Source organism: Streptomyces sp. VRA16 Mangrove soil (genome assembly GCF_017377775.1).
In the GTDB taxonomy this organism is placed as follows: domain Bacteria; phylum Actinomycetota; class Actinomycetes; order Streptomycetales; family Streptomycetaceae; genus Streptomyces.
The window spans coordinates 38,925-52,910 of record NZ_JAFVLN010000014.1; the positions used below are offsets into that span (position 1 = coordinate 38,925).

Here is a 13,986-nt window from a genome sequence, read left to right on the forward strand (position 1 = left end):
TTGCCGGGTGACGGGTGCCCCGCTGTGCAGGACGCAGTCCGCCGGGGGCGGGTTGAGCGGACGAACCCCGGCTATACGCCGACCAGTTGGCGCTCCTCCCGGGCGGTCAGGCGCCCGCCGCGGGCCAGCGCGGCGACCGCCGCCGCGCACCCGAGACCGGTCGCGGCCAGGGCGCCCCAGGCCGGCCACAGCGCCCCGTTCCGTACGGCGAAGTCCCACAGGGCGCCGGTGGCGAGGTTGCCGAGGGTGATGCCGAGCCCGGACACGGTGTTGTAGAGCCCGTAGTGCGTGGCGACCAGCCGGCCCCCGGACAGGGAGACGACGGTGTCCATCTCGAAGGGGTAGACGACGGCGCTCCCCGCGGCCAGCAGCACCACGGCGGCGACGAGCGCGACGACGACGGCCGCCGGGGCGCCGGGCGGGACGAGCGCCAGGGGCACGAAGGCCAGGCCCATCACGGCGAGCCCGCGCACCAGCGCCTGGGCCGGTTCCCAGCGCCGCTTCGCCCAGCCGGTGAGCCGCAGCTGACCGGCCACGGCGACGGCCGCCGACACGACGAAGAGCCCGCTGGTCGCCCAGGTACCGCGCTCCCCCAGCGCCCGGCCCGCGGCGAGCGGCAGCGCCAGATAGACCTGGAACGTCAGCACGTACGAGCCGATCATGGCGACGGCGAAGAGCAGGAAGGGCCGGTTGCCGACGACCGTGCGCCACTGCGCGAGGACACCGGCCTCCCGGCCCTCCGTCGGTTCCCCGTGGCGCGCGGGCAGCGCCCGCCACTGCAGCACGGTGAGCGCCGCGAAGACGGCGGCGGCCACGGCGCACACGAGCCGGAAGTCGGCGGCCAGCAGGGCGAGTCCGACCAGCGGGCCGAGCAGCATGCCCGCCTGGTAGTGGACGTTGAAGGTCGCGAAGGCGTCGACGCGCCGCTCCCCCGACTCCGCGGCGAGATAGGCGCGCACGGCCGGGTTGAACAGGGCCCCCGCGAACCCGGTGGCCGCGGAAGCGGCGATCAGCGCGGGCAGGTTGTCGACCCCGCCGAGCAGCCCGAACCCGACGGTGCGCAGCAGACAGCCCGCCATGATCGGGGCTTTGTAGCCGAACCGGTCGGCGAGGGTGCCGCCGATGAGGAACATGCCCTGCTGGGAGAAGTTCCGTACGCCGAGGACGAGCCCGACCGCCCAGGCGGCGAGGCCGAGCGTCCCGGCGAGATGGGCGGCCAGGTAGGGCATGAGCATGTAGAAGGCCAGATTGATGGCGAACTGATTGACCATCAGGAGCTGGACAGGTCCGGAGAAGGAGCGCGTCCGGCGCCACACGGTCCTCATCGGCCGGCCCCCGTCAGCAGCTCCGCGCCGGGGGCGAGCGGGTCGGTGACCCGGGTGCACCTGGTCCAGCGCGTGACGACGCGCTCGGCGGGGTGGGCGATCTCGTCGGGGTCGTCGGCGGGCGCCCGCCCGAGCAGCCCGTGCTCCGCGCAGTAGGCGTCGTCGAAGACCGTACCGACGTACCGCTGCGGCCCGTCGGGGAAGACGGTGACGATCCGGTCGCCCGCGGGCCGGGTGCGGGCCAGCCAGCGGGCGACGAGCGCGACGGCCCCGACGCTCCAGCCGCCGGTGGCGTAGTGGTGCCGGGCGAGGCGACGGGCCGCCCAGACGGCTTCGGGGGCGGCCACCCAGTGGACCTCGTCGAAGAGGGCGTGCGCGACGTTGCGCGGGTGGATGCTGCTGCCGAGCCCGCGCATCAGACGGGTGGCGGCGGGCTGCCCGAAGATGGTCGACCCGGTGGCGTCGACGCCGACGACCCGCAGCGCGGGGAACCGGCGGCGCAGCACGGAGGCGATGCCCGCCGAGTGCCCGCCGGTGCCGACGGAGACGACGAGGGTGTCGATCCGGCCGAGCTGGGCGAGGAGTTCGCGGGCGAGCGGGGCGTACGCGGCGACGTTGTCGGGGTTGTCGTACTGGTCGGGGCACCAGGCGCCGGGATGCGCGGCGAGCAGTTCGGCGACGCGCCGCCTGCGGGCCTCCTGCCAGCCGCCCGTGGGGTGCGGGGTCCCGACGTGCTCGACGTCCGCACCGTACGCGGCGAGCAGCCCGGCCATCAGGGGTTCCATGCCGGGATCGGTGACGACGGTGACCGGATGCCCGTACGTCGCTCCGGCCAGGGCGAGTCCGAGGCCGAGGGTGCCGGAGGTGGACTCGACGACGCGGGCGCCGGGCGTCAGCCGCCCGCGCTCCCGTGCGGCCCGCACCATGTGCAGGGCGGCGCGGTCCTTGATGCCGCCGGGGTTGTGCCCTTCGAGCTTGGCCCAGAAGCCGCGCCCTTCGGCGGTGAAGGGTGCGCCGATCCACAACAGGGGGGTGTCGCCGACGAGTCCGGCCGGGGTGTGCAGTCGGGGCCGGACGCGGGCGGCGTCGTGCTGGTGGTTCATGTCGTGTGTCTCCTGCGGCCGCGGCGCCGGTCGTGGCGCCCGGCCGGTGCGTGACGGAACGGGGGCGGGCGGGGAGCGGGACCGCTCCGGCCCCCTCAGGTCCGCCACACCCCGAGCCGGGCCCGCTCCCGCTGGGAACACCACGCCGTGTGCGGCCGCTCGTCGTCGGCCCGCTCCCGCACCGGCACGGCGGCCGGGAGGTGGCCGAGGGCGGACGGCGCGATCTGCGTGGCGTCGGCCTGCGTACGGTCCCGGGGTGGCTGTGCGGTCGGCTGGTCCATGCCCCAGCAGTGCGTGTCGCCGCCCTCGGCGGGGCGCGAGACGGGCCCGGACGCGCCGCGCACGGGGGCGGTGGCGGTGGAGGCGGCGATGGGCGCGGAGGCGGCCGCCACGACGGTGTCCGTGCGCCCGGCCCCGTCCGGGACCGGGCCGTGGGCGCAGCCCAGCAGATGCACCAGGACGGCGAGCAGCACGACGACGGCCGCCCCGGGCCATGGCCCGGGGCGGCCGCGCGGTCCTGCCGGCAAGGTCCTCATCAGGACGGACAGTAATCGAGCAGGCACATAAAGTGCACGTGAGGTCGAGTGGGCATCGGCCCGGCAGGGGCCTCACGCCCAGGGGGCGGTCACGACCCAGCTCGTGTCGTCGGACCAGGAGGTGGCGCTGTCCCAGCTGTGGGAGCCGCCGTCCGACGCGGCGTAGGCGGCGTAGTTGTAGTGGCGGACGAAGTCACCGGGGTAGTTGGCCGAACGCAGCGACACGCCTTGCCCGTTGTGCCCGGCCTGCGGACAGAACGTGGCGTCGAGCCGGGACAGGGCGCTGTTGTCGATGGTGTCGACCCGTAGCCGGAAGTCGTAGTGGCGCAGGTACTTCCCGGGCAGGTCGGCGGACTCGAAGGAGACGCACGAGGCGTCGCCGAGGCCCGCGTGCACGATCCAGGTGGCGGCGGACTTGGCGGCCGTCGAGCTGGACGACGAGGTCGCGGCGAGGGCGGCGTCGGCGTCGGCGGTGTTGTGCGTGAGGTAGTCGCTGGTGCAGCAGGAGGTGGTGGCGCGCAGCGAGATCCGGGAGCCGGCGGCGGGGGCGCCCGGCACCGCGGCGGCGGTGTAGCCGACCGAGGCGATGTTGGCCTGGACGGCGTTCTCGGTGGCGTCGGTCGGATAGCCGGACGTCATGACGCCCTCGTAGAAGGTGCCGGCGGAGCTGTTGCTGTTGTCGCCGCCGATGCCGAGGATGATGGCCCCTTCCTTCTTCATCGGGTTGTACCCGGAGACGTTCGGCCGGGCGCCGTCGTAGTACGTGGACAGGCCGCCCGACCGGGCGTTGCCGCCGCGGATCGCCCAGTGGTTGGGCCCGCCCTTCACGATGGCGGTCTGGAAGCGGTTGCTGACGCTGGGGTCGCCCGCGTTGTAGCCGGCGTTGACCCCGGAGAAGAGGCCGTTCTCCAGGTCGGCCATGACCCAGGGGCCGTTGCCCGAGCCGTAGCCCCAGACCTTGATGTTGCCGAAGTAGATGGCCTCCATCGTGCCGTTGCCGTTGTCCCGGCTGTTGGTCTCGGCGTTGCCGTAGTCGAAACAGCAGCCGCCGTTGTAGTGGGTGCCGTCGAGGACCGCGTACATGCCTTCGGGGTTGTCGCCGGTCGCGATGCCGTTGGTGCTGTTGTCGCGGTAGCCGGTACCGGGGGCGACGAAGACGCCGTACGCCTTGTGGCCGCCGACGGTGACGGGTGCGGCGGAGGCTTCCGCGAGGTTGTCGTAGCCGCCCGCCGCGGGCCCCGAGAACCCTCCGGGCGGTGCCTGCGTGAGGTGGTTGCCGCGGCCGGACTGGTCGTAGAGCACGGTGATCAGGCAGCTCGTCCCGGCGCAGAAGGAGTCCTGCGCGGCGGCGTCGGCGTACCCGCCCGCAGCGAGCGTGCCGATGTCCCGCTTCGCCCCGTCCGAGGCGCGTGCGACCTGGTAAAGACGGCCGCTGTACGCGGAGTACAGGGCGCGGGTGGTGCTGTGCGCGGCGACACAGGGGGTGCCGCCCGAGGCGTACAGGTCGCAGGGCAGCGAGCCGGCGGCCGCGGCTCTGTCACCTGCGGACAGCTGCCCACCGAGCAGGGCGGCGACCAGGGCCGACACGAGCGCCAGCAGGGCGAGCAGCCTGGGCCGCCGTAAACGAACCGGTCTCACGGACATGGGGGTCTCCTGAGGGACGGACGATATGACACACACAGGCAGGTCATGCACATGACACATCCGGAATGAGCTATCCGGCATCACACATCCGGAATCGCACATCCGTGATCACACTTCAGGACACGTGACGACCCATCATGTTCGACATCACGAATGGTAGTCGCAATGACGGACGAGGCTTGATGATAGGAAGCCCCACAGGAGTGTCAACGGTTTGCGCACGGGCGGCTCGGGGCGCGGTGCGGCCCCGCACTCAGCGGCGGATCACCAGGGCACCACACCGTGCCGGTCACGGAAGGTCGCACCGACGGCTCCCCGCCCCCGGGTCCGGGTCTGCTGTCCACACCGTGACACGGCCGGGCCGGTCGCCCGAAACCCTCGGCCCCGTACGGAACGCCGCCCGCTCGACCTTCACCGAAGGCGCGCCCGCACCCACGCCGGATCGGGATTCGTGCGCGCACGGCCCGCCAAGACGACCGTCGGCACGGTCTCGTCACCGTGGTTGACCGCCCGCACCGCCGCCGCGGCGGCCGGATCGCGCCAGATGTCGACCCAGTGGGCCCGGCGGGCATGGCGGCCGAGGCGGAACCGCAGGCGCAGGCAGTACGTGCAGCCCGGCCGCCAGTAGACGATCGGCCGCCCGTCGGCCGCGCTGCGGCGCTCGGCGTCCGACGCGCTGATCGAGCGGGGGAAGACCAGGGGCGAGTGCGCGGCAGCGAGCACCGCGAACACCAGCAGCTCGCCCCCGGCAAGGGCTCCGTGCCCCTGCAGGGTCAGCCCCGCCGCGACGATTGCGCCGCAGAGCACGAGCAGCGTCGGAAGGGTCCAGGCACGCGTCATGGTGCGGCAGGCTACCGGTGGCGCCGGTCCCGCTCTCAGCCGGCCCGCGGGTGGGTGAGCCTGGCCAGCAGGTCGTCCAGGGCGACCAGGCCGGTGAGCCGGCCGCTGTCGTCGGCCACGACGGCGAGGGAGGCGCGGCGGGCGCGCAGTTGCTCGATGGCGTGTCCCGCGGTGTCGGTCTCCAGCAGCTCCGGTACGGGGCGGGCCAGTTCACGGGCGGTGACCCGGCGTCCGCGGGCCCGGGCGATCAGGGCGTCGCGGGCGTGCACCGAGCCGACGACCAGGGCTCCGTCCCGTACGAGAAGCCGGCTGCGGTCGGCGGAAGCGGCCGTGGCGAGGACGGTGTCGAGGTCCGCCCCGGCCGGCACGGCGGTGATCCGCGCCGCCGGCACCTGGAGTTCGCCGACGGGCGTGAGCGGTTCGACCAGCGAACTTGTGATCAGCTCGGAGTCGTCCTTACTGATCAGGCCGAGGCGCTCCGACTCGGCGACGAGGTGGGTGAGCCGTTCACGGTCGTGGACCTCGGTGAGCTCGTCGCGCGGGGTGACCCGGCACAGCCGTACCAGCGCGTTGCTCGCCCTGTTCAGCACTCCGATGATCGGGCGGACGGCCCTGACCAGCGCGCGGAACGGCGGCGCGAGCAGCATCGCCGAGCGCTCCGGATGGGCGATCGCCCAGGACTTGGGGGCCATCTCCCCGACGACCATGTGCAGGAAGACGATCACGATCATGGCGACGGCGAACGAGATCCCGTAGCTGAGGCCGCCGGGCAGGCCCCAGCTGTGCAGCAGCGGGTCGAGCGCGTGGGAGACGGCGGGCTTGGAGATCGAGCCGAGACCCAAGGTGCAGATGGTGATGCCCAGTTGGGCGCCCGCGAGCATCAGGGACAGCTCCCGCATGCCGGCCAGGGCGGCCTTGGCCCCGCGCTGCCCGTGCGCGGCCGCCTTCTCCAGCCGGTGCCGTTTGGCGGCGACCAGCGCGAACTCGGCGGCCACGAAGAAGCCGCTGCCGATCAGGAGGAGAACCGTGACGAAGAGGGCCATGGGGAAGCTCATGAGCGGGCCTCCTTCCCGGGCTCGGGCGTGGCGGTCGCGGGCGGTCTGCGGGCCAGGTGGACGCGCTCGGGGACGTGCCGGTCGAGCGAGCGGACCTCGATGACGGCCCGGTCGCCGTCGGCCAGGTCGAGGACGAGACGGTCCCCGATCGCGGGGAAGCGGCCCAGGCGGTCCACGATCAGGCCGGCCACGGTCGCGTAGTCCTCGTCCGCGGGCAGCTCGACACCGGTGGCGTCCGCGATCTCGTCGAGGCGGCGCCCGGCGTCGACCAGCCAGCCCGCACCGTCCGCGTCCGGGGTCGCCGGCGGCATCTCCCGGTCACTCTCGTCGGCGATGTCTCCCACCAGTTCCTCGGCGATGTCCTCGTACGTGACGACCCCGGCCACGCCGCCGTGCTCGTCGAGGACGACCGCGAACTCGTCGCCCGCCTCCCGCATCCGGTCGACGGCGTACGGCAGCCGCAGCGTGTCGGGCAGCAGCAGCGGCCTGCGGGCGAGGCCGGCGGCCGTGGTGGTCCCGTACCCGGCCTGCTCGAGCCGCAGCAGGTCGCGGACGCCGAGGACACCGGTGATGTCGTCGGGGTGGTCGCCCAGCACGGGGTAGCTGGAGTGGCCGTGGACGGCGATCAGCTCGATCGCCTCGGCGGCCGTGGCGTCCTTGCGGACGAAGACGGCGTCGGCGCGCGGCACCATCACCTCGTCCAGCGTGCGCTCGTTGAACTCCAGCGCGTGGTCGAGGAGTTCGGCCGTCTCACGGGACAGCTCGCCCTGCTGACGGGACTCGCCGATGAGGTGGCTCAGCTCCTCCAGGGTGGCGCCGTGGTGGAGCTCCTCGACCGGCTCGATGCCGACCTTGCGCAGCAGCCGGTTCGCGGCGCCGTCGAAGAGGTGCACGACCGGCCCGACCACCTTGAGATACACGACGGTGGAGCCGGCCAGCGCCTTGGCGAGGCGCTCGGGGACGGCGAGGGCGAGGTTCTTGGGCGCCAGTTCACCGAGCACCATCTGCACGACGGTGGCCAGGACGAACGCCAGGATCAGCGCGACGGTGGTGACGGCCGCGTCCGGCAGCCCGATCCCGGACAGGGCCGGGCGCAGCAGCGCCGAGACGGACGGCTCCGCGAGGAAGCCCACGACAAGGCCGGTGACCGTGATGCCGAGCTGGGCGCCCGACAGCATGAAGGACAGCCGCTCCAGCACGGTGAGCGCCTTGGCCGCCTTCTTGTCGCCCGCCTCCGCCTGCCGCGCCAGGGCCAGCCGGTCCACCGCGACGTACGCGAACTCCTGGGCGACGAAGTATCCGGTGCCCGCCGTCAGCACGAGGACCGCCAGCAGGCCGAGCACGGCACCGAGCACCTCACACCACCCCGCCGTGTGCCGTGCTCACGCCGGGCCGGTGCGGGGCCCGGCGGGGTGGTCGGGGACTGTGTCCCGCGGGGTCCGTCGATCTGGCGGACAACCGGTCACTCCTTCGCGCTTTACTTCCTCTTTGCCTTCACGGAGAGAACGGACGCCGCCGTTCCGGTGTTCCCGCCCACTGTCCGACGCCGCTGTGCGACGCGCCACTCGGCCCCGGACCCCCGGAATCGCGGAGGGGGAGGAGGAAGGCGGCCCCGGTCAGACGTTCACGCCGAAGTCCTGCGCGATGCCCCGCAGACCCGAGGCGTACCCCTGGCCGACCGCGCGGAACTTCCACTCGGCGCCGTGCCGGTACAGCTCCCCGAAGACCATCGCCGTCTCGGTGGAGGCGTCCTCGGAGAGGTCGTAGCGGGCGAGCTCGGCACCGCCCGCCTGGTTCACGACGCGGATGAAGGCGTTGCGGACCTGGCCGAAGCTCTGGCCGCGCGACTCGGCGTCGTGGATCGAGACCGGGAAGACGATCTTGTCGATCTCGGCGGGCACGGCCGCCAGGTCCACCTTGACGCTCTCGTCGTCACCCTCGCCCTCACCGGTGAGGTTGTCGCCGGTGTGCTCGACCGAGCCGTCGGGGCTGGTGAGGTTGTTGTAGAAGATGAAGTGGCGGTCCGAGACGACCCTGCCGTCGGCGCCGCACAGCAGGGCCGAGGCGTCCAGGTCGTAGTCCGCGCCGGTGGTGGTGCGCACGTCCCAGCCCAGACCGACCACGACGGCGGTCAGCCCCGGGGCCTCTTTGCTCAGCGAGACGTTGCCGCCCTTGGACAGCGATACACCCATGGCAGATCCCTTCTCCGTCGCGGCCGCCCGGACGGCGGGCCGCTTGGCCGATGCGAGCACGGAACGCTGCCCGCGCAGTGAATCTACAGTCTTGTAGAAGTTACGGTCGACAGTCTTGTAGAAGGTACGGTCGACCCGCGGGTCCGCCGGGGCCCGCCCTGCGACGACAGTGATATGAGTGGACGTCCGTGATGCCTCCGCGCCGGCGCGAGGCTCTGAACCCACCGGGAGGCGCAGCGTGCCGGAGTCCCGTCGTCGAGACCGTCGGCGCGCCCAAGGCGAGCTGGAGGCCCAGGTGCTGTCCGCGCTGTGCTCGGCGGACGGCCCGGTGACCGCCGGGTGGGTCCGCGACCGGGTCGGCGAGGATCTCGCGTACACGACGGTGATGACGATCCTGGCCCGGCTGCACGCCAAGAACGCGGTCGCCCGGCGCCGCGAGGGCCGGTCGTTCGTGTGGACGCCCGTGGCGGACGAGGCCGGGCTCGCCGCCCTGAAGATGCGCAAGGTGCTCGACGCCGGGCCGGACCGCGAGGCGGTCCTGGCCAGCTTCCTCACGGCCCTGCCGGAGGACGACGAGCGGGTGCTGCGCGATCTGCTGCGCCGCGCCGACGAGGAAACGGCCGGCTGACCCCATGGGCGTCTTCGTCTTCCTCCCGCTGGTCCTGCCGCTGACGGCGTGGCCGGTGGCCCGGCTCGCCGCCCAGCGGCTCCATCCGCGTACGGCGACCCGGCTGCTCACAGGGGTCGCGGCCGTCATGGCCGTGTGCAGCACCCTGTGTCTGGGGCTGCTGATGGTCGTCGGCACGGCGCAACTGCCGGGCAATCCGCTGCCGGACGGCTGGTCGGACCCCGAGGTGCGGGCCGCCGTCCCCGAGGACGAGATCGCGGGCAAGGCCGCGATCCCCGCCCTGCTCGCCGTCGTCGTGGTCGGTGCGCGCACGCTGTGGCGGCACTTCGCGCTGCGCCGCCGCGCCCACGCGGCGCTCGCCGGACTGCCGCCCACCCAGGTCGCCGTGCTGCCCGACGCGCAGCCGTACGCCTACGCCCTGCCGGGCGGCGCGCGGGGCCGGGTGGTGGTGAGCACCGCGCTCCTCGACGGGCTGAGCGGCGCGGAGCGGCGGGCCGTGTTCGCGCACGAGCGCGCCCACCTCGCGGCCCGCCACCACCGTCATCTGCTGACCGTCCGGCTGGCCGCCCGGGCCAACCCCTTTCTGCGGCCGCTGAGTTCGGCCGTCGCCTACACCGCAGAGCGCTGGGCCGACGAGGACGCAGCGACACGGGTCGGCGACCGCAAGGTGGTCGCGCGGGCCATCGGCAAGGTGGCCCTGGCCGGTGGCGCGCTGCGCGAGCCGGCCTTCGCCGCCCTCGCGGCGCCGGGCCCGGTGCCCCGCCGGGTCATGGCCCTGCTGGCCCCGCCGCCCGCCGCGCCCGTCCGGCGGGCGGTCTTCACCACGGTGGGGCTCTCCGTCTGGACGGCGGGCGCGGGCGCCGCGCTCTCCGCCCTGGCGTCGGCGAACTCGGCGTTCACCCTGGCCCTCACCCTGCACGCGGCCACGCCCTTGTGAGCGGGGGCCGGGGCCGTCGTCATCCGGCCGCGGCGGCCGGCGCGGCCGGGCCCACGAGTTCGGAGAGCACGTCCTCCATCGTGACGAAGCCGATGACGGTCCCCTTGTCCCCGGTGACCGCCGCCAGATGACCGCCCTGGGCGCGCAGCGCGGTGAGGGTGTCGTCCAGCGGGGTGTCGAGGCGGACCCGGGTCAGCGGGTGCAGCGCGGCGCGCGGGAAGGGCCGGTCGCGGTCGGCCGCGCCGAGGGTGTCCTTGATGTGGAGGTAGCCGAGGAGCGAGGTGCCGTCGGCCGCCGTCACCGGAAAGCGCGAGAATCCGGCACCCGCGGCGGCCCGCTCCAGCTCGGCCGGGGTGGTCGCCTCCGTGACCGTACGCATCCTCCGCGCGGGCACGACGATCTCGCCGACCGGCCGGCTGCCCAGTTCCAGCGCGTCGCGCAGCCGTTCGCCGTCGGCGGGTGAGAGCAGGCCCGCCTCGCTGGAGTCGAGCACCATGCGGGCGAGCTGGTCGTCCGTGAAGACGGACTCGACCTCGTCCTTCGGCTCCACCTTCAGCAGCCGCAGCAGCGTGTTGGCGAAGGCGTTGATGCCGAAGACGACCGGCTTGAGGGCGCGGGTGAGGGCGACCAGCGGCGGGCCGAGCAGCAGGGCGGTGCGCACGGGCGCGGCGAGCGCGATGTTCTTCGGCACCATCTCACCGAAGAGCATGTGCGCGTACGTCGCCACGGCCAGCGCGATCACGAACGAGACCGGGTGGACCAGCGCGTGCGGCATGTGCACGGCCTCGAACGCGGGCTCCAGCAGATGGGCGATGGCGGGCTCCGCGACGGCGCCGAGCACCAACGACGAGACGGTGATGCCGAGTTGGGCGGTCGCGAGCATCGCCGAGAGGTGTTCGAGGGCCCACAGGGTGGCGCGGGCCCGCTTGTCGCCCTCCTGGGCCCGCGGCTCGATCTGGCTGCGGCGCACGGAGATCAGGGAGAACTCCCCGCCGACGAAGAAGGCGTTGGTGAGGAGGGTCAGCGCGCCGATGGCGAGTTGCAGCACGGTCATCGGGCGTCCTCCAGCAGCTCATGGCCCTCGGTCACGGGCGCGGTGATGCGGATCCGGTCCGCACGGTGGTGGTCGACGTCGAGCACCACGAGTTCCCAGCCGCCCAGGTCGAGGGTGTCGCCCCGGACCGGAATGCGGGCGAGCCGGGTGGCGACGAGTCCGGCCACGGTCTCGTACGGCCCCTCGGGCGCGGTCAGTCCTGTCTCCGCGAGCTGGTCGATGCGGACGCCGCCGTCGGCCTCCCAGACGCCGCGGCCGTCCCCGGCCGCGGGAGCGGGCTGCAGATCGGGGGTCTCCACCGGGTCGTGCTCGTCCCGCACCTCGCCGACGACCTCCTCCACGATGTCCTCCACGGTCGCCACACCCGCCGTGCCGCCGTACTCGTCGATGACGACGGCCATGGTGCGGGTCTCCCGCAGCCGCTCCAGGAGCCGGTCGGCGGGCAGGCTGTCGGGCACCAGCAGCGGCGCGGTCGCCAGGCCGGTGACCGGGGTCAGCCGGCGCTTGTCCGGTTCCAGGGCGAGCACGTCACGGATGTGGACGGTGCCGATGACGTCGTCGAGGCTATCGCGGTAGACGGGGAAGCGGGACAGGCCCGTGGCGTGCGTCAGGTTCGCGGCGTCGGCGGCCGTCGCGTGCGCCTCAAGGGCCTGTACGTCGACGCGCGGCGTCATGACGTTCTCGGCGGTCAGCTCGCTCAAGTGCAGCGTGCGGACGAACAGTTCGGCCGAGTCCGCCTCCAGGGCGCCCTCGGCGGCGGAGTGCCGGGCGAGCGCGACGAGCTCCTCCGGACTGCGGGCCGACGCCAGCTCCTCGGCGGGCTCCAGGCCGAAGCGGCGCACGAAGCGATTGGCCGTGTTGTTCAGATGCCGGATGAACGGGCCGAAGGCGGCGGTGAAGCCGCGCTGCGGACCGGCCACGGCCTTCGCGACCGCCACCGGCCGGGAGATCGCCCAGTTCTTCGGCACCAGTTCGCCGACCACCATGAGGATCACCGTGGACAGCGCGACGCCGAGCACGGAGGCCACGGACGAGGCGGCACCGCCCAGGCCGATCGCCGCCAGCGGTCCGCGCAACAGCGCGGCCAGCGACGGCTCGGCGAGCATGCCGATCACCAACGAGGTGACCGTGATGCCGAGTTGAGCCCCGGAGAGCTGGAACGTGAGGCCGCGTACGGCCTTCAGCGCGCCGCCGGCGCCCCGCTCCCCCGCGTCCGCCGCCCGCTCCAGATCCGCGCGCTCGACGGTGGTCAAGGAGAACTCGGCGGCGACGAACAAGGCGCAGGCCAGCGTCAGGAGCAGGGCCGACAGCAGCAACAGCACCTCGGTCACCGGTCCACCCCCTCGAACGCGCTCGGGCCGGCGGTGGTCGGTCGACTACTGGGAGGCTCACCCATCGCGGGCTGTGGCTCCTTCTCGTTCGGAGGATCGGGGGATCCTGAGGGTCAGCCGGGGACGAGGCCCCGTACAGCAAGGGTAAAAGCACAGTAAAATGCGCTCGTCAAGAGGGTGCGAGGCCGCCCCGGACGACACCTTTCGGACTTTCCCGCACCGGCGGCACGGTCCGGCCCACGCGACCCCTACGCCCCGCCTATGCTTCTACACGACTGTAGAACGCAGATGTCCGGCCCCGTGTTCCCGGGCGTCCGCACGCCCCTCCTCACCCTCGTACGCACCCAGCACATAAGGGAGTGAACGCCTCGATGGTGTTCAAACGACTGCTCGGCTCGCTCGGCGTGGGCGGCCCCACCGTCGACACCGTCCTCGCGCCCGGGGCGACCGCACCCGGGTCCGCGCTCTCCGGCCGGGTCCGCCTCCAGGGCGGCAGCGGCGACTACGACATCGACCACATCACCCTCGAACTCGTCGCCCGCGTCGAGACGGAGGCCGATGGGCACGGGGCGGGGGAGAGCCAGGGCGTCGTGGCCTTCGATCGGTTCGTGGTCGGCGGCGGCTTCCGGCTCGCCGCGGGCACGGAGCACAGCGTGCCGTTCTCGGTGACGCTGCCGTGGGAGACCCCGATCACCGAGCTGCACGGGCAGGGCCTCGGCATCGTCCTCGGTGTGCGCACCGAACTCGCCGTCGCCGGCGCCAGGGACAAGGGCGACCTCGATCCCCTCGCGGTGGGCCCGCTCCCGGCGCAGGAGGCGATCCTCGAAGCCTTCGGCCGACTCGGCTTCGGCTTCAAGTCCGCCGACCTCGAACACGGGCGGATCGGCGGCACCGGCCAGCAACTCCCCTTCTACCAGGAGATCGAGCTGACTCCGCCGCCCCGGTACGCCCACGCGCTCGACGAGATCGAACTGACCTTCCTCGCCACACCGGGCGGCATGGAGGTCGTCCTGGAGGCCGACCGGCGCGGCGGCCCCTTCGCCGAGGGCCACGACGCACTCACCCGCTTCACGGTCGCCCACGACGGCATCCACCACCAGGACTGGACCACGCTCGCCGACGGCTGGATCGCCCAACTGGCCGAGCACCGCCCGGCGTTGCACCACTATGCGGACCATGGCGGCGGCGACCACCACCGCTCCGGCCCCGGCCTGGGCACCGCCGTCGCGGTCGGCGCCGCCGGGCTCGCCGTCGGTGTGGTCGGCGGCATGGTCGCCGCCGAGGTCGTCGACGAGGTGGGCGACTTCTTCGAGGGCGACGACGAGGACGGCGAGGACTGAC

At 73.4% G+C, this 13,986-nt stretch carries 13 protein-coding genes; 3 read left to right on the top strand and 10 right to left on the bottom strand.

Translation table 11 applies throughout. The annotated features are described in order from the left end of the window. Positions 1-71 precede the first annotated feature (71 nt). From J3486_RS31095 to J3486_RS31130, 8 genes are all read right to left on the bottom strand, one after another. On the bottom strand, positions 72-1,325 hold the full coding sequence (locus tag J3486_RS31095) for an MFS transporter (protein ID WP_207826340.1): 1,254 nt from the start codon (positions 1,323-1,325) through the stop codon (positions 72-74). After that, positions 1,322-2,428, bottom strand: coding sequence for a PLP-dependent cysteine synthase family protein (locus tag J3486_RS31100; protein WP_207826343.1), 1,107 nt, complete (start codon positions 2,426-2,428; stop codon positions 1,322-1,324). Before J3486_RS31100 ends, J3486_RS31095 begins: the two co-directional genes overlap by 4 nt. Before the next feature lie 95 nt (positions 2,429-2,523). Next, positions 2,524-2,964: a hypothetical protein gene (locus J3486_RS31105; RefSeq protein ID WP_207826345.1), complete on the bottom strand. Its 441-nt coding sequence runs from the start codon at positions 2,962-2,964 to the stop codon at positions 2,524-2,526. A 72-nt stretch (positions 2,965-3,036) separates the two neighbouring features. Continuing rightward, positions 3,037-4,608 (bottom strand): alpha-L-arabinofuranosidase B, encoded by a 1,572-nt coding sequence (locus J3486_RS31110; protein WP_207826347.1) that lies wholly within the window; start codon positions 4,606-4,608, stop codon positions 3,037-3,039. 411 nt (positions 4,609-5,019) lie between these two features. After that, positions 5,020-5,448 (bottom strand): glutaredoxin domain-containing protein, encoded by a 429-nt coding sequence (locus tag J3486_RS31115; RefSeq protein ID WP_207826348.1) that lies wholly within the window; start codon positions 5,446-5,448, stop codon positions 5,020-5,022. Positions 5,449-5,483: 35 nt separating this feature from the next. Further along, on the bottom strand, positions 5,484-6,503 hold the full coding sequence (locus J3486_RS31120; RefSeq protein ID WP_207826350.1) for a hemolysin family protein: 1,020 nt from the start codon (positions 6,501-6,503) through the stop codon (positions 5,484-5,486). Further along, positions 6,500-7,858 (bottom strand): hemolysin family protein, encoded by a 1,359-nt coding sequence (locus J3486_RS31125; protein WP_207826352.1) that lies wholly within the window; start codon positions 7,856-7,858, stop codon positions 6,500-6,502. The genes J3486_RS31120 and J3486_RS31125 overlap by 4 nt, the downstream gene beginning before the upstream one ends. A gap of 261 nt (positions 7,859-8,119) precedes the next feature. After that, positions 8,120-8,695 carry a TerD family protein gene (locus J3486_RS31130; RefSeq protein WP_207826353.1) on the bottom strand — a complete coding sequence of 192 codons (576 nt, stop codon included), beginning with the start codon at positions 8,693-8,695 and terminating at the stop codon, positions 8,120-8,122. Between the two features lie 238 nt (positions 8,696-8,933). Between J3486_RS31130 and J3486_RS31135 the strand changes: the two genes are divergently transcribed. Further along, the gene (locus J3486_RS31135) at positions 8,934-9,323 is read left to right on the top strand and encodes a BlaI/MecI/CopY family transcriptional regulator (RefSeq protein WP_207826355.1); all 390 of its coding nucleotides are present in this window, start codon (positions 8,934-8,936) and stop codon (positions 9,321-9,323) included. A gap of 4 nt (positions 9,324-9,327) precedes the next feature. After that, the gene (locus J3486_RS31140; protein ID WP_207826358.1) at positions 9,328-10,260 is read left to right on the top strand and encodes a M56 family metallopeptidase; all 933 of its coding nucleotides are present in this window, start codon (positions 9,328-9,330) and stop codon (positions 10,258-10,260) included. 19 nt (positions 10,261-10,279) lie between these two features. Here the strand turns inward: J3486_RS31140 and J3486_RS31145 are convergent, their stop codons facing one another. Together J3486_RS31145 and J3486_RS31150 are read right to left on the bottom strand one after the other, a co-directional pair. Then, positions 10,280-11,314 (bottom strand): hemolysin family protein, encoded by a 1,035-nt coding sequence (locus tag J3486_RS31145; protein ID WP_207826359.1) that lies wholly within the window; start codon positions 11,312-11,314, stop codon positions 10,280-10,282. Further along, the gene (locus J3486_RS31150) at positions 11,311-12,645 is read right to left on the bottom strand and encodes a hemolysin family protein (RefSeq protein WP_207826361.1); all 1,335 of its coding nucleotides are present in this window, start codon (positions 12,643-12,645) and stop codon (positions 11,311-11,313) included. Before J3486_RS31150 ends, J3486_RS31145 begins: the two co-directional genes overlap by 4 nt. A gap of 371 nt (positions 12,646-13,016) precedes the next feature. Between J3486_RS31150 and J3486_RS31155 the strand changes: the two genes are divergently transcribed. Next, positions 13,017-13,985, top strand: a complete 969-nt coding sequence (locus J3486_RS31155; protein WP_207826363.1) for a sporulation protein — start codon at positions 13,017-13,019, stop codon at positions 13,983-13,985. Position 13,986 lies beyond the last annotated feature (1 nt).